The organism is Pseudoalteromonas sp. SiA1, from assembly GCF_018732205.1.
GTDB classification, from domain to species: domain Bacteria; phylum Pseudomonadota; class Gammaproteobacteria; order Enterobacterales; family Alteromonadaceae; genus Pseudoalteromonas; species Pseudoalteromonas tetraodonis.
In genome coordinates this window covers 2,240,608-2,266,242 of sequence record NZ_CP076084.1, presented here as the reverse complement: position 1 = coordinate 2,266,242, position 25,635 = coordinate 2,240,608, and the positions used below count along the sequence as shown (strand labels likewise).

Annotated in this window: 22 protein-coding genes; 17 read left to right on the top strand and 5 right to left on the bottom strand. The window is 41.8% G+C overall.

Annotated features, from left to right (window positions below):
- The first annotated feature begins 3 nt into the window (after nucleotides 1–3).
- The 11 genes from frr to KK487_RS10435 all read left to right on the top strand — a co-directional run bounded on the left by frr (nucleotide 4) and on the right by KK487_RS10435 (nucleotide 10,979).
- On the top strand, nucleotides 4–525 hold the full coding sequence (frr, locus tag KK487_RS10485) for a ribosome recycling factor (RefSeq protein WP_013465428.1): 522 nt from the start codon (nucleotides 4–6) through the stop codon (nucleotides 523–525).
- Between the two features lie 256 nt (nucleotides 526–781).
- On the top strand, nucleotides 782–1,561 hold the full coding sequence (gene uppS, locus KK487_RS10480) for an undecaprenyl pyrophosphate synthase (protein WP_008110986.1): 780 nt from the start codon (nucleotides 782–784) through the stop codon (nucleotides 1,559–1,561).
- Nucleotides 1,562–1,582: 21 nt separating this feature from the next.
- A complete protein-coding gene (locus KK487_RS10475) occupies nucleotides 1,583–2,449 on the top strand; it encodes a phosphatidate cytidylyltransferase (RefSeq protein ID WP_008110985.1) in 867 nt (288 codons plus the stop codon).
- Nucleotides 2,446–3,648: a 1-deoxy-D-xylulose-5-phosphate reductoisomerase gene (ispC, locus tag KK487_RS10470; RefSeq protein ID WP_138764499.1), complete on the top strand. Its 1,203-nt coding sequence runs from the start codon at nucleotides 2,446–2,448 to the stop codon at nucleotides 3,646–3,648. Before KK487_RS10475 ends, ispC begins: the two co-directional genes overlap by 4 nt.
- 1 nt (nucleotide 3,649) lies before the next feature.
- Entirely contained in the window at nucleotides 3,650–5,002 is a 1,353-nt protein-coding gene (gene rseP, locus KK487_RS10465; protein WP_058155036.1) for a sigma E protease regulator RseP, read from the top strand.
- Nucleotides 5,003–5,108: 106 nt separating this feature from the next.
- A complete protein-coding gene (gene bamA / locus KK487_RS10460) occupies nucleotides 5,109–7,580 on the top strand; it encodes an outer membrane protein assembly factor BamA (RefSeq protein WP_058155514.1) in 2,472 nt (823 codons plus the stop codon).
- An 11-nt stretch (nucleotides 7,581–7,591) separates the two neighbouring features.
- On the top strand, nucleotides 7,592–8,110 hold the full coding sequence (locus tag KK487_RS10455; RefSeq protein WP_008467513.1) for an OmpH/Skp family outer membrane protein: 519 nt from the start codon (nucleotides 7,592–7,594) through the stop codon (nucleotides 8,108–8,110).
- Between the two features lie 7 nt (nucleotides 8,111–8,117).
- On the top strand, nucleotides 8,118–9,140 hold the full coding sequence (gene lpxD / locus KK487_RS10450; protein WP_215521751.1) for a UDP-3-O-(3-hydroxymyristoyl)glucosamine N-acyltransferase: 1,023 nt from the start codon (nucleotides 8,118–8,120) through the stop codon (nucleotides 9,138–9,140).
- A gap of 27 nt (nucleotides 9,141–9,167) precedes the next feature.
- Nucleotides 9,168–9,620, top strand: a complete 453-nt coding sequence (fabZ, locus tag KK487_RS10445; protein WP_008110974.1) for a 3-hydroxyacyl-ACP dehydratase FabZ — start codon at nucleotides 9,168–9,170, stop codon at nucleotides 9,618–9,620.
- Nucleotides 9,621–9,622: 2 nt separating this feature from the next.
- Nucleotides 9,623–10,393 (top strand): acyl-ACP--UDP-N-acetylglucosamine O-acyltransferase, encoded by a 771-nt coding sequence (gene lpxA / locus KK487_RS10440; protein WP_215521750.1) that lies wholly within the window; start codon nucleotides 9,623–9,625, stop codon nucleotides 10,391–10,393.
- A gap of 178 nt (nucleotides 10,394–10,571) precedes the next feature.
- On the top strand, nucleotides 10,572–10,979 hold the full coding sequence (locus KK487_RS10435; protein ID WP_013465421.1) for a septal ring lytic transglycosylase RlpA family protein: 408 nt from the start codon (nucleotides 10,572–10,574) through the stop codon (nucleotides 10,977–10,979).
- Here KK487_RS10435 and cydC read toward each other — a convergent pair.
- Genes cydC through KK487_RS10410 form a run of 5 tightly spaced genes read right to left on the bottom strand, consistent with a single transcriptional unit; the run spans nucleotide 10,976 to nucleotide 17,366 of the window.
- Nucleotides 10,976–12,712: a thiol reductant ABC exporter subunit CydC gene (cydC, locus tag KK487_RS10430; RefSeq protein WP_013465420.1), complete on the bottom strand. Its 1,737-nt coding sequence runs from the start codon at nucleotides 12,710–12,712 to the stop codon at nucleotides 10,976–10,978. The genes KK487_RS10435 and cydC overlap by 4 nt on opposite strands.
- A complete protein-coding gene (cydD, locus tag KK487_RS10425) occupies nucleotides 12,705–14,480 on the bottom strand; it encodes a thiol reductant ABC exporter subunit CydD (protein ID WP_013465419.1) in 1,776 nt (591 codons plus the stop codon). Before cydD ends, cydC begins: the two co-directional genes overlap by 8 nt.
- Nucleotides 14,470–14,634 (bottom strand): cytochrome bd-I oxidase subunit CydX, encoded by a 165-nt coding sequence (gene cydX, locus KK487_RS10420; protein WP_013465418.1) that lies wholly within the window; start codon nucleotides 14,632–14,634, stop codon nucleotides 14,470–14,472. Before cydX ends, cydD begins: the two co-directional genes overlap by 11 nt.
- Before the next feature lie 12 nt (nucleotides 14,635–14,646).
- A complete protein-coding gene (gene cydB / locus KK487_RS10415; RefSeq protein WP_128583366.1) occupies nucleotides 14,647–15,786 on the bottom strand; it encodes a cytochrome d ubiquinol oxidase subunit II in 1,140 nt (379 codons plus the stop codon).
- Complete coding sequence (locus KK487_RS10410; RefSeq protein WP_013465416.1) at nucleotides 15,783–17,366, bottom strand: cytochrome ubiquinol oxidase subunit I; 1,584 nt, start codon at nucleotides 17,364–17,366, stop codon at nucleotides 15,783–15,785. The genes cydB and KK487_RS10410 overlap by 4 nt, the downstream gene beginning before the upstream one ends.
- Nucleotides 17,367–17,658: 292 nt before the next feature.
- On the opposite strand from KK487_RS10410, the gene lpxB reads away from it, so the two are divergent.
- From lpxB to KK487_RS10380, 6 genes are all read left to right on the top strand, one after another.
- Complete coding sequence (lpxB, locus tag KK487_RS10405; RefSeq protein WP_128583365.1) at nucleotides 17,659–18,816, top strand: lipid-A-disaccharide synthase; 1,158 nt, start codon at nucleotides 17,659–17,661, stop codon at nucleotides 18,814–18,816.
- Nucleotides 18,806–19,405, top strand: coding sequence for a ribonuclease HII (gene rnhB, locus KK487_RS10400; protein WP_096038617.1), 600 nt, complete (start codon nucleotides 18,806–18,808; stop codon nucleotides 19,403–19,405). Before lpxB ends, rnhB begins: the two co-directional genes overlap by 11 nt.
- A gap of 2 nt (nucleotides 19,406–19,407) precedes the next feature.
- Nucleotides 19,408–22,899: a DNA polymerase III subunit alpha gene (gene dnaE, locus KK487_RS10395; protein ID WP_013465414.1), complete on the top strand. Its 3,492-nt coding sequence runs from the start codon at nucleotides 19,408–19,410 to the stop codon at nucleotides 22,897–22,899.
- Between the two features lie 16 nt (nucleotides 22,900–22,915).
- Nucleotides 22,916–23,872: an acetyl-CoA carboxylase carboxyl transferase subunit alpha gene (gene accA, locus KK487_RS10390; protein ID WP_008467493.1), complete on the top strand. Its 957-nt coding sequence runs from the start codon at nucleotides 22,916–22,918 to the stop codon at nucleotides 23,870–23,872.
- A 112-nt stretch (nucleotides 23,873–23,984) separates the two neighbouring features.
- A complete protein-coding gene (tilS, locus tag KK487_RS10385) occupies nucleotides 23,985–25,295 on the top strand; it encodes a tRNA lysidine(34) synthetase TilS (protein ID WP_013465413.1) in 1,311 nt (436 codons plus the stop codon).
- Nucleotides 25,292–25,633, top strand: a complete 342-nt coding sequence (locus tag KK487_RS10380) for a hypothetical protein (protein WP_008467489.1) — start codon at nucleotides 25,292–25,294, stop codon at nucleotides 25,631–25,633. Before tilS ends, KK487_RS10380 begins: the two co-directional genes overlap by 4 nt.
- Nucleotides 25,634–25,635: the final 2 nt, after the last annotated feature.

The following is a 25,635-nucleotide window of genomic DNA, read 5'->3' as shown; positions in this document are numbered from 1 at the left end:
CGCATGCAAAAAAGTGTAGCAGCACTTGGTAGTCAATTATCTAAAATTCGTACTGGCCGTGCTCATCCTGCAATTTTAGACGGCATCATGGTGTCGTACTACGGCGCACCAACACCGTTAAACCAAGTTGCAAATGTAACAATTGAAGACTCACGTACATTGGCTATTGGTGTATTTGATAAGTCATTAGCGCAAGCTGTTGAAAAAGCGATTATGGCATCTGACCTTGGTTTAAATCCAATGTCTGCAGGTACAGTGATCCGTGTACCACTTCCTCCATTGACTGAAGAACGTCGTAAAGATTTAATTAAAATCGTACGTGGTGAAGTAGAAGGCGGTCGTGTTGCTATTCGTAACATTCGTCGTGATGCAAATGGCGATATTAAAAACTTATTAAAAGATAAAGACATCTCTGAAGATGAAGCGCGTCAAGCTGAAGATGCTATCCAAAAAATCACTGATAAGTTTATCAAAGAAATGGATACGCAACTAACAGCGAAAGAAGCTGAGTTGATGGAAATCTAATTGCTAATCTAGGCTCGGATTAACAGCTTTACTAAAGTAACTAAGTCGTTGTTTATATGCCTTCGCACTTAACTTTAATTGTGTGATTTTAAAGAGTAACAGATTGTGTTTACTCTTTGCTATTGGCTCGATTATCAGTAAATACAGGGTTGTTAGCTGTATAATTATTTGCTTTATGTAGATTTATTATCACGGGTACAGGTTAAAATTATTAGTTTTGAAACGCCGTCTGGGGTATACTAGGCGGCGTTTTTTTATGGAATACACAAAATTTATGGTTCTAGACGCTGATACAATTTCACAGCAATGTTTACCTAAACATGTTGCCATCATCATGGATGGGAACGGGCGTTGGGCACAAGCTAGAAATAGACCTCGTGTATATGGGCATAAAAAAGGCGTGGATGCAGTTCGTCAATCCGTGCAGTTTTGTACTAAATTAGGAATACAATCGTTAACCTTATTTGCTTTTAGTAGTGAAAACTGGCGCCGCCCTGAAGACGAAGTAAATACACTTATGGAGCTTTTTTTATTTGTACTGAGTAAAGAAGTTAAAAAGCTGCATAAAAATAACGTAAAACTAACCATCATTGGAGATTTATCTCGATTCTCTGAAAGCTTGCGCGCTAAAGTACATACAGCTCAAGAACTAACAGCGAACAATACCGGGCTGCACTTAAATGTTGCGGCAAATTACGGTGGTCGCTGGGATATGACTCACGCTGCTAAGCAAGTTGCTTTACAAGTAGCGAATGGAGAAATTGACCCAGCAGATATTACAGAAGAACATATTGCACAGCATATGAGTATGGCAGATCAAGCTCAGCCTGATTTATTGATCCGTACCGGTGGCGATGTCAGAATTAGTAACTTTTTACTTTGGCAGGCAGCCTACGCTGAACTTTATTTCACAAATACACTTTGGCCTGATTTTAATGAAGCTGCTTTTGCAGAGGCCATTGCATGTTACGTTGCCAGAGAGCGACGTTTTGGTTGCACGGGCGAACAAATAAAACAATTACTCGCTCAAACCTAAAATAGATTAAGGGTCATCATTTTGTTAAAACAACGTATTTTAACCTCACTAGTGCTAGCGCCATTAGCACTGGCTTTGGTTTTTTACACCCCACTAACGTTATTTAGTTATTTTGCGGGTGCTATTGTATTAATGGGCGCGTGGGAATGGTCTGCCTTTATGGGACTATGCGATAAGCTAAAACGTGGCGCCTTCGTGTTATTAGTGGCAGTATTACTAGGGTTACTCAATTTGCATTGGCCTATAGAGACTCTATGGCAAGATGGTCAACTTGTAGGCGATGCTAATTACTTATTTACCTTGTCGTTTTCTTGGTGGTTGGTAGCCAGTTACTTAGTGTGGCGTTACCCTGCTATGGCGAAAGGGTGGAACGAAGGGCTTGTGATGCGCGGCATTGCTGGTTTGTTGACCTTAGTACCGCTATGGCTTGCACTTAACACACTGCGTAGTGCGCAATATACGGAATCTACTCACTATGGCTCTATGCTCATTTTAGTTGTATTAGGCATTGTATGGAGTGCCGATATAGGCGCTTACTTTACAGGTAAAAGTTTTGGTAAACATAAGTTAATGCCTAAAGTTAGTCCAAATAAAACCATAGAAGGCCTCGCAGGTGGCGTGGTTGCCGCGGTGTTATTTGTACTGGCTTTTTGTTATTACACTAACGTTGATACCTCTGTATGGCCTATTTATGCAGTTATGACAGCGTTTATTGCCTTGTTTTCTGCGGTAGGTGATTTACTTGAGAGTATGTTTAAGCGCGAAGCGGGACTTAAAGATAGCGGCAGTTGCTTACCAGGACACGGTGGTATTTTAGACCGTATTGATAGTTTAACTGCGGCAGCACCGATGTTTGTTATTTGCTTTGCTTGGACGCTTAGCTTATGAGTGCTGTGCAACAACTGGTTATTTTGGGTGCGACGGGGTCGATAGGTCTTAGCACGTTAGATGTTGTTGCAAGAAACCAACAGCAATTTAAAGTTTTTGCATTGACCGCAGGACAAAATGCAAAAAAAATGGCTGAACTGTGTATAGCTCACCAGCCTCGTTATGCTGTAATGGCATCTGAATCGGCGGCTAAGCAGCTTTCTGCGCTTTTAAAGCATGAGAGTAAAACGCAAGTAATGCATGGCGAGAAAGCCATGAGTGAGCTCTGTGCTCATGGTGATGTTGATACGGTTATGTCAGCGATTGTCGGTGCAGCCGGATTACTACCTACCTTGAGCGCTGTTGAAGCGGGCAAAAAAGTATTGCTTGCCAACAAAGAGTCACTGGTGATGTCGGGTCAGTTATTCATTGATAAAGTTAAAAAGCATCAAGCAACTTTATTACCCATCGACAGCGAGCATAATGCTATTTTTCAGTGTTTACCTAGTGCGTTACAAAATACCCAAGGGCAAGCAAGGCTTGAGCAACATGGGGTTAGCAAAATTTTATTAACTGGCTCAGGTGGCCCGTTTTTAAATCGCGATATCAATACCCTTAACACCGTTAGCGTCAGTGAAGCGGTTGCTCATCCTAATTGGTCTATGGGGCAAAAAATATCAGTAGACTCAGCTACGATGATGAACAAAGGCTTAGAGTTTATTGAGGCTAAATGGTTATTTAACTGTGATGCAAGCGATATTGATGTGGTGATTCATCCTCAAAGTATTATCCATTCTATGGTGCAATACCAAGATGGCTCTATTTTAGCGCAAATGGGTAACCCTGATATGCGCACCCCGATAGCGCATGCACTTGCGTATCCAGAGCGCATTGATGCGGGTGTCAAGCCGTTAAATTTTTCTGATATTTGTGATTTTTCGTTTACCAAACCTGATTTCTCACGTTACCCCAATTTAAAGCTTGCAATTGCAGCCTGTGATGCAGGCCAAGGAGCCACCACCACCGTTAATGCGGCTAATGAGATTGCAGTTAATGCGTTTTTACAGGGGCAGATTGGGTTTACGGATATTTATAAAGTGAATGCGCAAACGCTAGACGCCGCACAATTTACTGATGCGAAAACTCTCGATGAAATTTTAGAGTGTGACCGTTTAGCACGCATCAGCGCTGCGCAGTTTATAACAAAAGTGGTGCATTGATATGTTCGATTTTTTTTGGAATTTAGGTTCGTTTATACTCGCACTAGGCATTCTAGTGACCGTTCATGAATATGGTCATTTTTGGGTTGCGCGTAAAGCGGGTGTAAAGGTACTGCGCTTTTCAATTGGTTTTGGTAAACCCTTACTAAAATGGCACGATAAATATAATACTGAGTACGTTATTGCGGCAATCCCGCTGGGCGGATACGTGAAAATGCTCGACGAGCGTGTTGATGAAGTGCCTGCCAATCAACGTCATTTATCGTTTAATGCTAAATCAGTTCAAGCCCGCATAGCCATTGTGGCAGCAGGGCCGATGGCGAACTTTTTGTTCGCTATTTTTGCTTTAGCGGTGATGTACATGGTAGGTGTGCAAACCATAAAACCAGTTGTGGGTAGTGTTGTTGAAGGCAGTCGAGCTGAACAGGCCGGTATTATGCCAACCCAGCAAATTATTAAAATTGGTGATGACGACATAAGTAATTGGCAAGATGCGACCTTTTCTTTGATGTCTCATTTAGGTGATAAAAGCGTTGCCGTAACCTTACGTAACGAAAATTATCAGCAAACAGTGCAAACGCTTAACCTAGATGGTTGGAAGCTTGATCAACAAGATGTACCGCCGCTCAGTTCGTTAGGTATTGTACCGTTTCGTCCTCAGGCAACCTTGGTTATTGCTGCTATTACTAAAAACTCAGCTGCTGAACAGGCTAATTTACAGGTTAACGACGTTATTTTAGCTGTGAATGGTGAAACAATGAGCAGTTGGCAGCAATTAGTTAATCTTATTACTCAATCGGCTAACAAATCCTTACAATTTAGTGTAAAAAGACAAGATAGTATAAAAACAATAACAGTTACTCCAAAGAGCCGGGTCGTCAGTAATGGCATAGAGCAAGGCTTTTTGGGTGTTGCTCCCGTTGTAGAGCAGTGGCCTGATGATTTTGTAGAGACTAGACATTATGGGCCACTAGATAGTATTGTGCTGGGCACAAAAGAAACATGGCGTTTAATTACGCTGAGTTTTGACATGATAGGTAACTTAATAACAGGCCAAGTGTCGGTTAAAAACCTAAGTGGACCCGTCGGCATAGCCGTAGGCGCCGGCACCAGTGTTAGTTATGGATTAGTCGCATTTTTAAGCTTTTTAGCTTTGATAAGCGTTAACTTGGGAGTATTTAATTTACTTCCTCTGCCAGTGCTTGATGGTGGGCACTTAATGTATTACATAATTGAACTTTTTCGTAAAAAGCCAGTCTCTGAAAAGACACAAGAGTTTGGTTTTAAAGTGGGAGCCTTGCTACTCATTTTTCTAACATGTTTCGCTTTGTTCAATGATGTATCGCGCTTGTAGTTATGTAAGCGTGGTAACGACAAATTAGAACACGATTGTAAAGCTCGTAAATATTTAATTTTCGATGCTAAGCGGTAATACAGTTGTAAAGGATAAAGATAATAAAATGGCTATAAAAAAACATTTGGTAGTTTCAAGTTTATTGGGTGCAAGCTTTGCAGCCCTAGGCCAAAACTCCTTTATTGTTGAAGATTTAAAAGTTGAGGGATTGCAACGTGTTGCACTTGGTGCTGCATTAACGCATATTCCTATTAACGTGGGCGACAATGTTGATGAATATACAATTTCAAAAACAATTAAGTCACTTTATCGCTCTGGTCACTTTGACAATATAAAAGCGTTACGTGATGGTAATAACGTTATTTTTAAAGTAACTGAACGTCCAACCATTAGCTTTATTGAATTTGAAGGCAATAAAGACATAAAAGATGAGCAGTTAAATCAGTCACTCGATCAACAAGATATTCGCCAAGGCGAGCCGCTTGATAAAACGGTAATCGATAACATCGAAAAAGGCCTGATTGAATTTTTCCACAGTATTGGTAAATACAATGCAAAAGTGGATATCAGTGTTACTAAATTACCACGTAATCGGGTTAAATTAAGACTTGAGTTTGACGAGGGCGATGCAGCCTCCATTCGTCAAATTAACTTAGTAGGTAATGAGCTTTTCTCAAACGAAGAGTTATTGCAACTAGTTGAGTCACAGCAAGACTTACCATGGTGGCAGTTTATGGGTAGCGACCGCTATCAAAAACAAACCATTGAAGGCGATTTAGAGAAAATTCGCAGCTTTTATTTAGACCGTGGCTATTTACGCTTTAATATTGACTCAACTCAAGTATCAGTTAGCCCTGAACGTGAGTCTGTTTATGTAACGGCAAATATTACCGAAGGCGTTAAATACAAAGTGAAAGGCTTTGATTTCATCGGTGATTTACTCGGTCGTGAAGAATTAATAAAAAGTGTTATTCCACTGCGTACAGGCGAGCTTTATAACGGATCAGTGGTTACCTCATCAGAAGAATTTATCAAAAGCTACTTGGCGCGTTTTGGTTACGCCAATGCTGAAGTACGTACGATTCCAGAAATTGATGACGAGAACCAAGAAGTACAATTGACTCTGTCGGTTGACCCAGGCAAGCGTGTGTATGTTCGTCGAATTATTGTAGGTGGTAACCAAAACACGGCTGATGAAGTACTGCGTCGTGAAATGACACAGCTTGAAGGCGCATGGTTATCTAATCAAAATCTAGAGCGTTCTAAACTACAAATTCAACGTTTACCTTATATGGAAACCGTTGATTTTAATGTGGTGCCAGTTCCAGGTGTGGATGACCAAGTGGACGTTGACTTTACTGTTAAAGAGCAATCTGCGGGCAGCTTCAATGCCGGTCTTGCCTATGGCTCATACTTAGGTCTGCAGTTTAATATTGGTGTAACCGAGTCTAACTTTTTAGGCACAGGTAACCAAATTGGCTTTAATATTAATACTTCACGCGGCTCTGAGCGTGTCAGTGTATCGTATACCGACCCTTACTTTACGCCGGATGGCGTATCGCAGGGCAGCAGTATCTTTTACAGTAACTACGATGCCAGTCAGTTTAGCTTGATTGACTATAAGTCAAAAAGTTATGGGTTAGGGACAAACATTGGTTTCCCAATTGATGCCATTAACCGTATTAACTTTGGCGCACGTTGGATAGAAGAACAATTGTCAGATATTGCTGAATATGAGCAAACACGTGTACTACGTGAAACCTTCTTAGATCCAGAAAATCCAGATGCGGGCTTTGAATTTACAAAGTACGAGCTAAGTGTTGGTTGGTCACGTGTTACAGTTAACCGTGGTTTATTCCCAACGGCAGGTTCACGACAAACATTAAACTTAACAGCCACAACGCCAAACTCTGATTTACAGTACTTTAAATTAAATTATGATTCGCGTTTTTACTGGCCGATTTCTAACGATCATCGTTGGGTTTTCTCAACGCGTGCTGCATTAGGTTATGGTAATGGTTATGGCTCTACCAATGGCTATGATCAAACTTTACCGTTCCAAGAATACTTCCGTATCACTGAAATGGAATTACGTGGCTTTGATAGAAATACCATTTTACCGCGTGCTGTTTCGCGTATACCGCAATCAATACCAGGTACGCCATCAGGTGATGGCACAACCACAGGCAACATTGGTGGGGCGTCAGAGTTTGACGTGCTAATACCACAAGGTCGTATTGGTGGTAATGCTAAAGCAGTGGCAGGTATGGAGCTTATTGTACCTACTCCATTCTTAGATGAAGAGAATACTAGCTCAGTGCGAACGAGTTTCTTTGTTGACGCTGCCAATGTATGGGATACCGAATTCAGTGTTGATCGCTATCAAAACTTAGGTATTGATGAGCGTGCAAAATTAGATGACTACTCAGACCCAATGCGCTTTAGGGTTGCAACCGGTTTATCATTACAGTGGATCTCACCTATGGGTCCGATGCTGATCAGCTTTGCGTATCCGTTGCAAAAAGAAGAAGATGACGATACCAAGACCATCAGTTTTAATATTAGTAACACTTTCTAAAGGAGTTTATTGTGAAAAAATTATTCAAATCAACAGCAGTTGCCGTTTTAGCTACACTTATGATGGGTACATCAGTTAACGCTTTTGCTCATAAAGTGGGTATTGTAGATATGCAAGAAATCTACAAGCAGCTTCCACAAATGGCTAAAATTGAACAGTCTCTGCAAACTGAGTTTGCAGAGCGTCGTCAAGAGCTTGAAAAGTTACAAGGTGACATTCGCTTTGAAGCTGAAAAGTTTAAGCGTGAAAGCACTACAATGAGTCAAGACCAAAAAGACGCATTACGTGATAAAATTCAAGGTATGCAAAAAAATCTTGCTGAAAAAGGTCGTCCTCTAGAGCAAGAAATTAAATCACGCCAAAATCAAGAGTTGGCTAAAGTTCAGACTCTAATCATTGAAACAATCCAAGAGATTGCTAAAAAAGGCGACTTCGACGAAGTTAAAGTAAAAGACACAACAATTTACTTTAACCCTAAAGAAGTAACTGATCTTTCTGAAAAAGTTGTAGACGCTGTAAGTAAGAAATAATTAATCTATGCAAAATTATACGCTTTCGCAAATTGCGGAACTTCTAGGCGCCGAGCTACAAGGTGATGGCGCTTTAGAAATTAAAAAAATAGCAACACTTGCAAATGCCCAGACTGGGCATATTGCATTTTTAGCGAACAAGAAATATCGCTCTCAGCTTGAAACAACACAAGCCAGTGCTGTGATACTGAGTCCTGAGGATGCGCCTTATTTTTCAGGCAACAAAATCATCGTCGCCAATCCGTATGTGAATTACGCCAAACTCGCTCAGTTAATGGATACCACGCCACGTAGTGCCATTAGTGGTATACACCCAAGTGCGGTTATACATGCCAGTGCGCAAGTCAGTAAAAGCGCAGCCATAGGCGCGAATGTTGTAATTGAAGCTGACGCTGTGATTGGCGATAACGTACAAATTGGTCCGAACAGTTTTATTGGTGAACGTGTTAAAATAGGCTCAGGCACCAAACTATGGTCAAGTGTGAGCGTTTATCATGATGTTGAGATTGGCGCAGACTGTTTATTTCAAGCGAATACTGTTATTGGCAGCGACGGTTTTGGTTATGCGAATGAACGTGGTCAGTGGCTTAAAATTCCACAACTAGGCTCAGTGATCATTGGCGATAAAGTCGAAATTGGTGCAAGCACCACCATAGATCGTGGTGCACTCGATGATACTATTATTCACAGTAACGTTATTATTGATAATCAGTGTCAAATAGCACACAACGTTGAAGTTCAGTCAGGCACTGCAATTGCCGGTTGTACTGTACTTGCAGGCAGTGTCAGCATAGGTAAAAATTGCCAGATTGGCGGCATGAGCGCAATTAACGGTCACATGTCTGTATGTGATGGTGTTATAATTACTGGTATGAGTATGGTGACTAAATCAATCACCGAACCGGGTATTTACTCATCCGGTATGCCTCATACGACTAACAAAGAATGGCGAAAATCAATTGCTCATTTGCGTAACCTTTCAGACATGAAGTCACGTCTAAAAGCGCTTGAAGCATTGAATAAGTCATGAACGTTGAACACTAATAAGGATGCTATTTTGGCAAACGAATTAAATAGCCTTGATATTCAAGAAATTTTAAGTTTATTACCGCACCGTTACCCGATGCTACTGATTGATCGCGTTATAGATTTCACCCCTGGTGAATCGTTACATGCAATTAAAAACGTATCGATTAATGAACCCATTTTCACCGGCCATTTCCCAAACCAGCCGATTTTTCCTGGTGTGCTAATATTAGAGTCAATGGCACAAGCAACGGGTCTATTAGGGTTTAAAACGGTTGAAAATCGTAGTGAAAACGAACTTTACCTATTTGCAGCCGTAGACAATGCTCGTTTTAAGCAGCCGGTTGTGCCAGGTGATACCATGCATCTTCATGTTAAGTTTTTAAAAGAGCGTCGTAACATATGGAAATTTGCGGCTGAAGCTAAAGTTGACGGCAAAACAGTGTGTAGCGCCGAAATCATGTGTGCTAGAAGAGAGTTTTAATTGTGATCCATGCTACGGCAATAATCGAACCGGGTGCAAAACTTGGTAACAATGTGTCAGTTGGACCATACAGTTACATCGGTAATGATGTTGTTATTGGTGATGACTGTATTATTGAGTCTCACGTTGTTGTTAAAGGGCCTGCTACTATTGGCTCTGGTAACCATATTTTTCAGTTTGCTTCTGTGGGCGAAGCCTGCCAAGACAAAAAATATAACAACGAACCAACAAGCTTAATTATTGGCGACAATAATGTTATTCGTGAATGTGCGACTATTCATCGCGGTACAATCCAAGATGAAGGTGTTACCAAAATAGGTAGCAATAACTTATTTATGGCTTACACTCACGTTGCACACGATGCGGTGATTGGCGATAACGTTATTTTTGCAAATAATGCCAGTGTAGCAGGTCACGTTCATGTTGGTGATTGGGTTATTTTAGCGGGTAACTCAGGTGTGCATCAATTTTGTAAAATTGGTGCTCATGCATTTGTTGGTATGTATTCTGGTGTAAATAAAGACGTACCTCCTTTTGTTACCACTATTGGGATGCCAGCAGGCCCTGCAGCAATCAATACCGAAGGTATGAAACGCCGTGGTTTTGAAAGCGATGAGATAATGGCAGTACGCCGCGCGTACAAAGCGTTTTATCGCAAGAGCCTAAGCGTTGATGAAGCGATAGAATCGCTTTCAGAAGACGCTGAAAAATACCCTGCTGTGCAGCTGATGATTGATTTTGTTAAAAGCTCAGAGCGCGGTATCGTGCGTTAATAAAGAGCATTTTAATTTATAAAAAAACCACCTTTGAGTAATCAAGGTGGTTTTTTATTAGCTGATATTTGATTAATAACTCAGCCATGAAGTGCATGTTGCTATGTTTATTAAATTCAGTCTCTACTCAGGCTTACCTTATTACACTCCCTACACATTTTCCTATAAAGTATTAATAATGAAACGGATAAAGTTAGTATTGCTTTCAATGCTATTGGTTATGTTAACTGCTTGTAGTACTGCGCCAAGGCAAATAATTAATCAACAAAGTGATATGTCAGAGCGAGGTAAAGCATCATTCTATGCAGACAAATATCATGGCAGAACCACGGCTAATGGCGAACGTTTTAGCCAACAGGCGGCAACTGCTGCGCACCTAAGACTCCCATTTGGTACAAAAGTGAAAGTTACCAATATTGCTAATAATAAGTCTGTAGTGGTCAGAATTAATGACAGGGGGCCTTATATTCGGGGGCGAATTATTGATTTATCTAAGGCGATGTTTAAAAAAATAGCCGACCCTAAAGTCGGCGTTATTGATGTAACGGTCACCGTTATTGATAAAAGTAATACTGCTAAGGACTAAAAGCGGGTCGTTAACGCCACATAGTCAGGGTGTTCATTGAGCAATTGTTGATGTGAACCTTGAGCGATGATTTGTCCACTGTCTAGCCAGATGACACTATCCATTTGCGATAACAACGCTGGATCATGAGTAATTGTTAATACACTAGCATGCTCTTTTAGCTGTAAAATACTGTTCATAACGGCTTGTTTAGAAATATTATCGAGCCCTTCAGTGGGTTCATCGAGCACTACAATGGCGGGTTGTTGCAGCAGCGCTTGTGCCAAGGCAATGCGTCTTGACTGGCCTTGAGAGACACTGCGTCCCCCTGTGCCTAAACGAGTATTTAAGCCTTCTTTTAGCGCGCTAAACCAGTTACCCAGCTCGGCTTGTTTTAACGCCGCTGTCATTTGTTGCGGTGTTGCATCAGGTGCCGCATAGGCAAGATTATCGCTTAATGTACCATCAAAAATATGATGCTGCTGGGCTAAAATATTTAATGTTTTTGCACGGCTTTCATTATTTAAATTATGCAGGTTTATTGTTTCTTTTTCGTTTTGTAAGCTAATTGCACCTTGTTGCAGAGGCCATAAACCGCTTAGTAAATTCACTAAGGTTGTTTTACCACTGCCGCTTCTACCAACAATCGCCACTTTATGCTTTGCAGGTAGCTCAAAACTCACATTATTTAATGCCTGCTTTTGGCCATAGTGGTAGCTAATTTTATCTAGCGAAAGTGTCCATTTTTTATTTTTTGAATTAATTACTTGTGACGGTACCTCGTTTTTCTTTAGTACTTTATCTTCAAGGGTAAATAGTCGCTCAGCTGCTTTTAATACATTAGGTAGTTCAATAAACGCGTTGGGTAGTAACAATACGCTTTCAAAACTGGCCAGTACAAACAAACTCAACATCGCCAATTCAACATTTACCATCTCGGCGCTAAACACCAGCGGCACAATAGTGACAATGCTGGCGAGCATAGCCAGTTGCACTATGAGTAAGCTCAAACCATCAGCATTGCCAAGAGCCTTATGACGAATAAATAATTGCTGATTATACTGCTTACTTAACTGATCACACTTAGTGAGTTGTTGGTTTCGAGCTTGGTAAATATTTAGTTCTCTAAGACCCGTTAAGGTATCAGATAGCTCAGCTCTTAATTGGGCGCTGAGTAATGTTTCTTGGTGGCTGTTTTTATCTAATTGTCTGCTCAATATAGCGGGTATAACCACCCCAATAACAACGATGCCCGTAAAGCAAATTAAGGCTACACTTGGGCTGTAAGCAGACATAAACAGCATAATAATAGGCACTGTTAGTAGAGCAACTAACATCGGCAGCAACACATTTAAATAAAATTTATCTAGTGCGTCTACATCATTTTGTAAGCGGTTAACTAAATCGGCACTGCGGCTCATAGCCAAATCAAGATTATTAAGTTTACTGAGTGTGGCGAACATATTTACTCGTATTTCACTTAACAATAAAAATGTGGCGTTGTGAGTAACTAAGCGTTCAGCGTAACGTGAAGCGGTGCGCATAATCGCCAAAAAACGAATGGTGCCAGCTGGGGTAAAGTAGTTCATATGGACGCCTGCAATTCCTGCGGCAGCCATTGAAGCTAAAAACCAGCCGGAAATAGCGAGTAAGCCTACATTAGCTAGCACCGTGAGTGACGCTAGAAACGTCCCTAAAAGCATCGCTTTATAATGAGGGCGGCACAATTTAAGTAAACGAATAAAGTTAGTCATTAGTCGCTCCATGTTGCGCTGTTTGCAGCAGCTTTGCAAATTCGCCAGCTTGCTGGCTGAGCGTTATAAAGTCGCCTTGCTGAGCGATGGCACCGTTTTCCATAACGATAAGTTGTTTGGCATTTCTTACTGTATTTAAGCGGTGCGCTATGGTGATCACTAAGTGTTCTTTTGCATACTCAGCAATAGCGTTTTGAATGAGCTGTTCAGTTTGACTGTCTAAATGAGCGGTTGGCTCATCAAGCATTAAAATAGGGGCGTTTTTTAAAAATGCACGAGCTAAAGCAATACGCTGCTTTTGCCCTCCAGAGAGCCCTTCGCCTTGTTCACCTATTAAGGTGTTAAACCCATCAGGTAAGTCGTTAATAAATTCCAGCGCACCAGCTTGCTGCGCCGCCTGCTCAAGTGCTGCATTTGAAACGCCTGGGTTACCTAGCTTTATATTAGCGCCAATGGTGTCGAAAAATAAGGTTGGCTTTTGTGGGATCCAGGCAATGTTTTGTTGTAATTGGCTTATATCGGCTGTCGTCAATGGTTGTTGGTCAATGGATATGTGTTGTATTACTTCTGGGTGAAAACCAAGCATGCAATCAAGTAGGGTGCTCTTACCTGAGCCGCTAGCTCCCACAATGGCTACTAGTCCTGTGTTTGGCAGGGTTAAATTAATATTATTAATTCCCTCATTGCTATTAGGGTAACTAAAATTGAGATCATGGACGCTGATAGTGCTGTTACCCTCCATGTTTATATGAGCTGTGTGGTTATTATTTTTTGATGGCAGTGGTGCATTTAAAATGATTAGCATATCTGCAGCAGCACTAATTCCTTGTAAGCGCGCATGATAATGGCTGCCTAATTGGCGAAGCGGTAAGTAAAATTCAGGCGCTAGCAGCAATACTACAAAGCCGGTTGCAAAATCGAGCGTGCCAAAAAATAATCTAAAACCAATAATAACCGCTACCAGTGCCACACTAATTGTGGCTAAAAACTCCAGTGCAAAAGAAGATAAAAAAGCAATTTTTAACACGCTTAGCGTTGCATGCCTAAAATCATCTGAAATTTGGGCTATTTGCTTTAGCTCTTTGCGCGTAGCATTAAACAATTTTAGTTGGGTAAGCCCTTGTATGCGGTCAAAAAAGTAGTTGCCTAATACCGCCAGTTGTTGCCAGCGCTTTTGGTTAAGCGCTTCTGCCTTATGACCAACTAGAATCATAAAAAACGGAATAAGTGGTGCGGTTAATAAAAATATCAGTCCTGCTTTATAATCGGTCGGAAATATAACCACTAATATTGCCAGAGGAATAAGCGCACTATAGGCAACCCCTGGTAAGTACTTTGCATAGTAGTCATGCAGAGCTTCTACACCATTGTGCAGCGTGTTGAGCGTAGCGCCTTGGCCGTGTTGTTCTATATAACTTGGCCCAAGTAGCGTGAGTTTATCGAGTAAAGTTTGGCGAATAGCCGATTTGATTTTAAGCGCTGCAAATGCGCTTAAGCGCTCACTTAACGCTAAAAAAATGGCGCGAAGTAAAATAATACCCGCTAAAGGCCATAAAAAGTGGGTTACTTGGGCTAAATTACGACCTTCAAACATCACATCATGAATGGTTTGTGCAAGTAAATAAGCGCCTGCAATCATTAAAATCGCATTAACTGTACCTAGGGCAATGCTTAGCTTTAACCACATTGCTGCCGGCTTACTTTGCTGCTTTAAAAAAGCGCGCAGAGACTGTTGCTGCGCGCGATTAGGTCGGGGGTTAGTCGTCATTATGAGTTGTATTATGCTCGTTTAATAAATCATGGGTGGCTTGTTCATCATCAGCAATGCTGTTTTTATTTTGATGAAACTCATACCACATTACATTTATTACGCCTAAGGTACAGGCAAGTAATACACCTAAAATCCACGCGAAATACCACATAATTTAGTCTCCTTAATAGCTGCCGTGAGGGTTGTTTTCAATTTCATCAACCGTCACTCTGCGCCACATTTTTACATAACACCACGTGGTGTAGGCTAAAATGAGTGGCACAAATATAACCACAGCAATAAACATAACATTGAGTGTTCTGTGGCTTGATACCGCATCCCAAATGGTTAAGCTAATATCAGGGTTGTTGCTTGAGGGCATGATAAATGGGAATAACGAAACGCCCGCGGTCATAATCACTCCAATTAACATCACACTGGTTGCCAGTAAGCCTAAAGCGGGTTTATTTACTTTAGAAAACAGCAGTGCACACAGTGCCATTGCAAATGCCAAAATAGGGAAGGTCATTGTCCATGGACGTTCGCTGTAGTTATTCAGCCATGCGCCTTGGGCGGTTGTGACTACTTTTGCCAGTGGATCTGCATGGCCTTGAGTATCACCCATAGAAACAATTTGATAGCCCGTTAGGTTGGCAATCCACACACCAGCCGCCGCAAATAACACTATAAAGGCAAGTAATGAGTAGCGACCATATTGTCCTGAGCGCTCAGCGACCTGATCTGCGGTGCGCAGTTGTAGCCACATTCCCGCGTGTGCAATTAACATGGTAATACTAACTAAGCCGGCAATGAGCGCAAACGGATTAAGTAAAGCAAAAAACGACCCTTGGTAACTGACTCTTAATAAATTATCGATATTAAACGGTACACCCAAAAACAAGTTACCAAACGCGACACCAAATACCAGCGCAGGTATGGCACTACCGGCAAACAAGCCCCAGTCCCAGTTATTACGCCAGCGTTTAGAGTCAACTTTAGAGCGATAATCAAAGCCAAGAGGTCTAAAAAATAATGCAAATAACACCAGCATCATGGCAAAGTAAAAACCAGAAAACGCTGCCGCATAAACCATAGGCCACGCTGCAAACAAGGCACCGCCTGCAGTAATAAACCATACTTGGTTACCATCCCAGTGGGCACCAATGGTATTAATAACGGTACGACGTTCACTGTCTGTTTTGCCCACAAAGCGCAGTAACATAGCAACGCCCATGTCCATACCATCGGTAATGGCAAAACCAATTAACAGCACACCAATAATTAACCACCAGAGCATTTTTAATGTTTCATAATCAAAAATCATGATAGTTCTCCTTTAGCAGCCGTGCTGTGATCAGGTAATTCAAAATGGTACTTACCGGTATGAAGGGAGCTTGGGCCTTGCTTAATAAATTTAATCATTAACCATGCTTCAACAATCGCCAATCCAGTATAGAAAACAATAAAACCGGTCAAGCTAATTAAAATATCATTTACCGTCAGCGATGACGTTGCTAAAAAGGTCGGTAATACTTCAGAAATAGCCCATGGCTGGCGGCCATATTCAGCCACAATCCAACCAAATTCAATAGCAATCCAAGGCAGAGGAATGCTCAATACCGCCGCCCACAACAACCAACGTTTTTGTTCAATAATACGATGGGCGTTGTAATAAAAAGAGAGAATAAACACGCCAAGCATAATTACGCCACAGCCAACCATAATCCTAAATGACCAAAACATAGGGCCCACTTTAGGGAAGGAGTCTTTAACGGCTTGTTGTATTTGTGCCTCGCTGGCATCTACCACATTAGGAGTGTAACGTTTAAGTAATAAGCCATAGCCTAAATCATCTTTGACGTTATCAAACTTTTCGATATTTGCAGGGGTATCGTCACCTGCGCGAAGTTTTTCTAGGTATTCATAAGCAATCATGCCATTGCGAATACGCTTTTCGTGTTTTTTCTCAAGATCTGAAATACCAATCACTTGCTCATCAAGTGAGCGAGTTGCAATAATCCCTAATGCGTAGGGAATTTTTACTGCAGCATGAGTGACTTGCTCTTCTGAGTCAGGGAAACCTATTGCAGTAAAGGCTGCTGGAGCTTCTTCTGTATGCCATTCAGCTTCTATGGTCGCGAGTTTTACTTTTTGTACTTCACCGACTTCGTAGCCAGATTCATCACCGAGTAAAATAACACACAAAATAGAGGCTAAACCAAAGCCTGATGCCACCGAGAACGACCGTTTAGCAAATGCCAAATCACGTCCTTTTAATATGTACCAGCTACTAATTCCAAGTACAAACATAGAGGCGGCCACATAACCTGCAGACACGGTATGAATAAACTTAACTTGTGCTACAGGGTTAAATACCAGCTCTGCAAAACTGGTCATTTCCATGCGCATGGTTTGATAGTTAAACTCAGCCCCTACTGGATTTTGCATCCACGCATTAGCGACTAAAATCCACAGCGCAGACATATTTGTGCCCAGCGCCATTAAAAATGTGACCCCTAAATGCTGGCGTTTAGAGAGCCTATCCCAACCTAAAAAGAACATTCCCACAAAGGTTGATTCTAAAAAGAAGGCCATTAAGCCTTCAATGGCCAGTGGCGCACCAAATACATCACCCACATAGTGCGAGTAATACGACCAGTTAGTACCAAACTCAAATTCCATGGTGAGGCCCGTCGCCACGCCAATAGCAAAGTTAATACCAAATAACTTGCCCCAAAACTTAGTCATATCACGATAAATTTCGCGACCGGTCATAACATAAACCGATTCCATGATAACTAAAATCCAGGTCATACCGATTGTTAACGGCACAAATAAAAAATGAAATAGAGCGGTGACAGCAAACTGTAATCGCGATAGATCCACAAAGGTTTCATCTATCATTTTTGGCTCCTTTGGTTGTGATGCAGTGACAGCACAAAGCAATTGTTAATGTTTTAATAAACTTTCAGTAATTTCTGAAAGTTTGCATCATTATTAGCGTTTGTACAATTTTTGTCAATATGTATATTAGAAAACTTTAATATACTATGACATTACATCAGTCTATAAAATACGCAATCATCAATTAAGAGTAAGTTAGAAAAAAGTGGTGTGTTTTAAGCGTTTAACCTAGCCTTAAAACACGGTAAACTAATCGGTATGAACGCCGGGTTTACTTGTGAAAAAATAGCAAATGAAAAAAGATAAAAAACAACTACGAATTGGTATTGTGGCAGGTGAACTGTCGGGCGATATTTTAGGTGAAGGGCTCATAAAAGCGCTTAAAATACACTTTCCTGATGCCACTTTTGAAGGTATTGCAGGCCCTAAAATGCAAGCTCAAGGCTGCAAAACGCTGTTTGATATGGATGAGTTGTCGGTTATGGGCTTGGTTGAAGTCCTAGGCCGTTTACCGCGTTTACTAAAAATCCGCAAACAGTTAGTACAGCACTTTATTGATAACCCTCCTGATGTTTTTATAGGCATTGATGCGCCCGATTTTAATTTACGTGTAGAAAAACCGTTAAAAGATGCAGGCATCAAAACCGTGCAATACGTAAGCCCTTCAGTGTGGGCGTGGCGTGAAAAACGTATTCACACTATAAGTGCAGCCACTAACTTAGTATTGGCTTTATTGCCTTTTGAAAAAGAATTTTACGACAAACACCAAGTACCGTGTACTTTTGTAGGCCATACATTAGCCGACGACATTGCACTTAAGCACGACGATAGCCAAGCCCGCAGCCAACTAGGCTTAAGTGCTGATGATAAGGTGTTAGCGTTATTGCCCGGGAGCCGGGGCTCAGAAGTGGGCTTGTTAAGCGAAACTTACATAAAAACAGCGGCGCAGTTACAAGCGCAGAACCCTGCATTAAAAGTCGTGGTGCCACTGGTGAACGAAAAGCGCAAAGCGCAGTTTATTGCTATTTTAAATGCCACAGCGCCCTCACTTAATGTTAACTTACTAGATGGCCAATCAAATTTAGCCATGCAAGCCGCCGATGCTATATTGCTTGCATCAGGCACAGCAACGCTTGAGGGCATGTTATATAAAAAGCCAATGGTGGTTGGTTATAAAATTAAACCCATGAGTTATTGGATTTTTAAAACCTTATTTACCTTTAATATTAAATATTTTTCGCTACCCAATTTATTGGCAGATGAAGAGTTAGTACCAGAGTTTTTACAAAGTGAGTGTAATGTGGCTAATTTAACCGCGGCGCTCACTCCTATGCTCAATAGCGATAATAAAGAATTAAAAGCACGCTTTTTAGCTATACATGAAAAAATTAGATTAGATGCAAGTAAACAAGCTGCAAATGCAGTGGCGGAGTTAATAGATGCAAATTGAACGACCCAATGTAACCTTAATAGCCGGTGTGGATGAAGTTGGTCGTGGACCGCTGGTGGGTGATGTGGTTACAGCCGCTGTTATTTTAAATCCCGCTAAACCGATTGCTGGCCTTGCCGACTCTAAAAAATTAACCGATAAAAAGCGCCAATTATTAGCCATCGAAATAAAAGAAAAAGCACTGTGTTACGCCATTGGCCGTTGTAGCCCCAGTGAAATAGATGAGTTAAATATATTACAAGCCACTATGCTTGCTATGAGCCGCGCGGTGGAAGCACTTAACACAGTGCCTGAATTTGTGTTTGTAGATGGAAACCGCCTTCCTAAATTAGCCATGCCCGCACAAGCGGTGGTAAAAGGCGATAGCCTAGTTGCTGAAATATCAGCCGCGTCTATTTTAGCAAAAGTTGCCCGGGATGATGAAATGATTGAACTTGATGCACGCTACCCACAATATGGGTTTGCAGGGCATAAGGGGTATCCAACTAAGGCACATTTTGCAGCGCTTGAACAATACGGTGCGATAGATGAGCATCGCAAGAGCTTTAAACCTGTGCAGCGTGTGCTTGCGCTTTCGGGTAAGGAGTAATTATGGCGGCTCCTGAATTTGTTCATCTAAGAGTTCACTCAGACTTTTCAATGGTTGATGGTTTGGCAAAAACCAAACCAATCGTCGCTAAAGCACAAGAGCTTGAAATGCCAGCGTTGGCAATTACCGATCAAATGAACTTTTGTGGTCTGGTGCGTTTTTATGGCGCAGCGCATAATGCGGGTATTAAGCCGATTGTTGGTGCGGATTTTTGGGTACGTAGCCCAGAATTCCCCGACGAACCAAGCAGATTAACATTATTAGCCAAAGATAACATTGGCTATAAAAATATTACTTTATTGATCTCTAAAGCCTATCAACGTGGCCATGTTTTTCATCGCCCTGTCATTGACCGTGAGTGGTTAGTTGATTTAAAAGAGGGGCTTATCATACTCTCGGGCGCCAAAGATGGCGATTTAGGAAAAGCCTTAATAAAAGGTAACCCCGCTATTGTTGAGTCGGTGGTCAGTTTTTATAAACAGCATTTTAGCGATCATTATTATATAGAGCTTATTCGTACCAACCGTGCTCAAGAAGAAAATTATTTGCACATGGCGGTGGAGCTTGCAACAAATGAGCAATTGCCAGTAGTGGCCACCAATGAAGTGGTATTTTTAAAACCTGAAAACTTTGAAGCCCATGAAATTCGTGTGGCTATTTTTGATGGTTACACTCTAGATGATAAACGCCGACCAAAGCGTTTTTCACAAGAGCAATACCTAAAAACGCCAGAACAAATGGCAGAGCTATTTAGTGATATTCCAGAAGCGCTACAAAATACCGTAGAAATTGCAAAGCGCTGTAATGTAACCGTGCAATTAGGTGAGTATTTCCTACCAGATTACCCGACGGGCTCACTAAAAATTGATGAGTTTTTGGTTAAAGTGTCACAAGACGGCCTTGAAGAACGATTACAGTTTTTATTTCCTGACGAGCAAGAACGTCAAGAAAAACGTGGCGAATACGATGAACGTTTAAAAATAGAACTTGATGTAATTAACCAAATGGGATTCCCTGGTTACTTCTTGATCGTAATGGAGTTTATTCAGTGGAGTAAAGATAACAATATTCCAGTAGGCCCAGGGCGTGGTTCAGGTGCGGGTTCATTAGTGGCTTATGCCCTTAAAATTACCGACCTTGATCCGCTCGAATTTGACCTACTCTTCGAGCGATTCTTAAACCCTGAACGTGTTTCTATGCCCGACTTTGACGTCGACTTTTGCATGGATAGGCGTGATGAAGTAATTGATCATGTATCGGCCTTGTATGGCCGTGACGCGGTATCGCAAATTATTACCTTTGGTACTATGGCAGCAAAAGCGGTAATACGCGATGTAGGCCGGGTACTTGGTCATCCGTATGGGTTTGTCGATCGTATTTCTAAGCTTATTCCGGGCGACCCTGGGATGACACTGGCTAAAGCATTTGACGTAGAACCCCGTTTGCAAGAAGCCTACGACGGCGATGAAGAAGTTAAAGACTTAATCGACATGTGTCGTATTCTTGAGGGCTGTACGCGTAATGCCGGTAAACATGCCGGGGGGGTTGTAATATCGCCGACCACCATTACCGATTTTGCGGCGCTCTATTGCGATGACGAAGGCAAGTTTCCTGTTACCCAGTTTGATAAAAACGATGTAGAAACCGCCGGTTTAGTTAAGTTTGACTTTTTAGGCTTACGTACGCTCACCATATTACAGTGGGCGCTGGATATGACCAATGAGCGCTTAAAGCGTGAAGGCAAACAGCCGGTCGATATCAACACCATTCCATTGGATGATAAAAAAAGTATAGAGTTACTGCTGCGCGCTGAAACCACCGCGGTATTCCAGCTAGAATCACGCGGCATGAAAGACCTAGTCCGCCGATTAAAGCCCGATTGCTTTGAAGATATGATAGCCCTAGTGGCCTTGTTCCGCCCAGGTCCACTGCAATCAGGCATGGTAGATAACTTCATCGACCGAAAGCTCGGCAGAGAAGAAATCTCATACCCCGATGCGCAATACCAACACGAAAGTTTAAAGCCGATTCTTGAGCCGACATACGGCATTATTTTGTATCAAGAACAAGTTATGCAAATAGCGCAGGTGCTGGCCGGTTATACACTGGGTGGCGCCGATATGTTACGTCGTGCTATGGGTAAGAAAAAGCCTGAAGAAATGGCAAAGCAGCGTTCAACCTTTGAAGAAGGCGCACGTAACAACGGTATTGACGGCGAACTGGCAATAAAAATATTTGACTTGGTTGAAAAGTTTGCGGGTTACGGTTTTAACAAATCTCACTCAGCAGCTTATGCATTAGTATCGTATCAAACGCTGTGGATGAAAACGCATTATCCGGCCGAGTTTATGGCGGCGGTAATGTCGGCTGATATGGATAACACCGACAAAATAGTAACGCTGGTGGATGAGTGTGAAAACATGAAACTCACTTTGTTACCGCCCGATGTAAACGCGGGTGAATACAAGTTTACTGTTAACCTTCAAGGTGAAATTGTTTACGGCATAGGGGCAATTAAAGGCGTAGGTGAAGCGCCGGTTGATGCCATATTAGAGGCGCGAGCAAAAGGCGGCCCATTTAAAGACCTATTTGATTTTTGTGCGCGTGTTGATTTAAAACGCTTAAATAAACGCGTTACCGAGAAATTAATTTATGCAGGCGCATTAGACCAACTAGGGCCTGAAAAAACTCAGCCAGGGCGAGCAACACTATTAGCCAGCTTAAAAGATGCGATGCGCGCAGCCGATCAGCACAACAAAGCTGAATTATTAGGGCAAAGTGATTTATTTGGTTTATTGGCTACAGAGCCTGATGAAGTAGAGCAAGCGTTTATAAAAGCAACACCGCTTACGGATAATCAGTGGCTTGATGGCGAAAAAGACACCCTAGGCCTTTATTTAACCGGACATCCTATAAACCAGTATCGACGAGAGCTTGGGCATTATACCAGTGGGCGACTCATCGACTTACAACCAACTAATCGTGATGTAGTCTCAACCGGAGCAGGTTTAGTGATTGCAGCGAGAACCTTAATTAATAAAAAAGGAAATCGTTGGGGACTGATAACTTTAGATGACAAAAGCGCCCGAATTGATGTACGCTTGTTTCCAGAACAGTTTGAAATGTACCAAGATATGTTGCAAATCAACAATATTTTGGTGATATCCGGACAGGTCAGCTTTGATAACTTCTCTGGTGGTATTACAATGACCGCCAGAGAAATAAACACCATTGCTCAGGCGCGTGAAAAGCGTATAAAAGCGATTAAGATGACGCTGAATATGGTGCAGATCGAGGCTGGTTTCTTCGATAAATTACAAAAAGTACTCGAACCATACAAAATGGGAACGTGTCCGATCAAGGTATATTATCAACGCCCCGATGCGTTGGTGCAATTAACCCTAGGGATCGAATGGTGTGTTACGCCAAGTGACGACTTAATTCATAAGTTATCGCTGATGGCAGCGCAAAATGTAGAACTAGAATTTAACTAATTAGGTAGTTTAGAGCATGAGCCTCAATTATCTTGATTTTGAGCTTCCAATTGCAGAATTAGAAGCAAAAATTGAAGAATTACAAAATGTAAGCCGCGCTGGCGAATTAGACCTTGGATTAGAAGAGGAAGTCAGTAAACTTAAAGAAAAGAGCGCACAAATGAAGGAGAAAATTTTCTCTGAACTAGGCGCTTGGCAAGTATCACAGTTAGCACGTCATCCGTTGCGTCCTTATACTCGAGATTATATCGAGCGTATTTTTACGGAATTTGACGAATTTGCGGGTGATCGCACGTTTGCTAACGACCCTGCCATTTTAGGCGGCGTAGCCCGTTTAGATGGTGAGCCAGTAATGGTGATCGGTCAGCAAAAAGGCCGTGGTACTGCTGAAAAAATCAAACGTAATTTTGGCATGCCAAAACCTGAAGGTTACCGTAAAGCATTGCGCTTAATGGAAATGGCAGAGCGTTTTAAAATGCCAATCATGACCTTTATCGACACCCCAGGTGCATACCCTGGTGTTGGCGCTGAAGAGCGTGGTCAGTCTGAAGCAATTGCACGTAACCTAAAAGTAATGGCCGCACTTAAAGTACCAACAATTTGTACTGTTATTGGTGAAGGTGGTTCAGGTGGTGCATTAGCCATTGGTGTGGGCGACAGAGTAAACATGTTGCAATACAGCACTTACTCGGTTATTTCACCAGAGGGTTGTGCCTCTATTTTATGGAAAAGTGCTGACAAAGCACCATTGGCTGCAGAGGCAATGGGTGTAACAGCAGAGCGTGTTAAAGAGCTAGATTTAATTAATAATTTAGTTGAAGAGCCTCTAGGCGGCGCGCACCGTAATTATGATGCGATGGCACGTAACTTAAAAGTACGCCTTAAGCGAGATTTAGCAGACCTACAAGCGTTATCGCTTGAAGAGATGCTTGACCAACGTTACAAGCGTTTAATGTCGTTTGGTTATTGTTAAAAATAGCTAAATATAGAAAAAAGCCGCCTATGCGGCTTTTTTTGTTTTAAAATACCGTAACGTAGAGCCTTTATTGTTCGGGTTATTAGCAATTTACTCATTGGGTATATTAATGCACAAAACACCTATTTATCTGCAGGTAAAAAAAGCCCTTAATCACTACTTAGAAAATGGGCAATTCACATTTACAGTAGCCTTATCTGGTGGGGTAGACTCGGTGGTGCTGTTGCAGGTAATGCATGCGTTAAAACAGCAGTGCCCGCAATTAGATTTAAGTGCAATTTATGTCAATCATGGCTTAAGTGATAACGCCCATCACTGGCGGCAATTTTGCCATGCACGCTGTGAGCAGCTTTCAATTGATTTTAAGGCGGCAAACGTCATTATTGAGCCGAAATCGCGCACCAGTATTGAAGCGCAGGCTCGCGAAGCGCGTTATCAAGCGCTTGATGAACACAGCCCAAGTGATAGTGTCATTTTGTTAGGCCAGCATTTAAACGACCAAGTAGAGACATTTCTACTTCGTTTAAAGCGCGGCTCAGGCTTAAAAGGGCTCGGCGCTATGCAGCAAACTCGCGTGCTTGAAAGTGGCCGTGAGTGCTACAGGCCATTACTTGGGGTAAAACGCAGCGACATAGAAGCGTTTGCTCAGCAATTTAATATTAGCCATATTACTGATGAGTCAAACTCCAATGAACGCTTTGATCGTAATTTTTTGCGTCAACAAATAGTGCCTAAGTTGGCTGAGCGTTTTACTGGGTTTGAGCAGTGTACAGCCCGTAGTATAGAATTATTACAACAGCAACAAGCACTGCTTGATGAATATACCCAGCAAGATCTCGCACAGTGTATTAACCAACATCAGGCGCTTAATATACAAAATATGGCTCATTACAGCGCTATTCGCATTGCGAATCTTCTGCGCGCATGGCTGGCTTTATTTACTCATACCATGCCTTCGCAAAAACAGTTAATGCAAATAATGAGTCAGGCTATTCATGCCAAAGCTGATGCGCAAATGGTTATTGAGCTAAGCGATGGACAAATACGCCGTCATCAAGGTTATCTGTATTTTGTGCAACCGACGCCTTTAGCCGTTAATATTGAACACGTAACAAGTCGCGAACTAGTGCTGAATGACGGACAAATACTACAATGCCTGCAGGGAATAGGTATACGCGCCCCTAAACCTGATGAACAAGTCAGTGTTCGTTTTAACTGTAATAGTGCGCGTATTAAACCACTCAAAAAACCAGGCAGTAATACCCTTAAGCATTGGTTTAAAGATGCAAAAGTAGCGCCTTGGCTACGTGCTGATATTCCATTAATTTTTTACAATGATGAGCTAGTTCAAGTGGTTGGCTATTTTATTAGTGATAATCACAAAGATGATACTGGTTTTATTTGGGAGTATAAATCATGAGTCAACAACCTCATGTTGGGCTGTCGCTTATAAATAAGGCACCTACTGGCATATTAATTACGCTATTGATTGCGGTTTTAGCGAATGTATTTTTAACCCTTAATATAATTACATTAGGCTACGCTGTGTTGGGCGGTATGGTATGTGCCGCCATTTTACTTGCCTATTGGTTAGGTAAGGGGGGCGTATTTTTCATTCTAGGGGTGAGTATGCCCTTACTGTTAGTGCTTTTTACACCGCTTGCGACAATTGCCGCATTGCTTAATTTACTCAGTGGCTTCTTTTTTGGCTTTTGCGCCATGTTGCTCATTTATAAGCACGTGATATTAAAAAAGTAGCG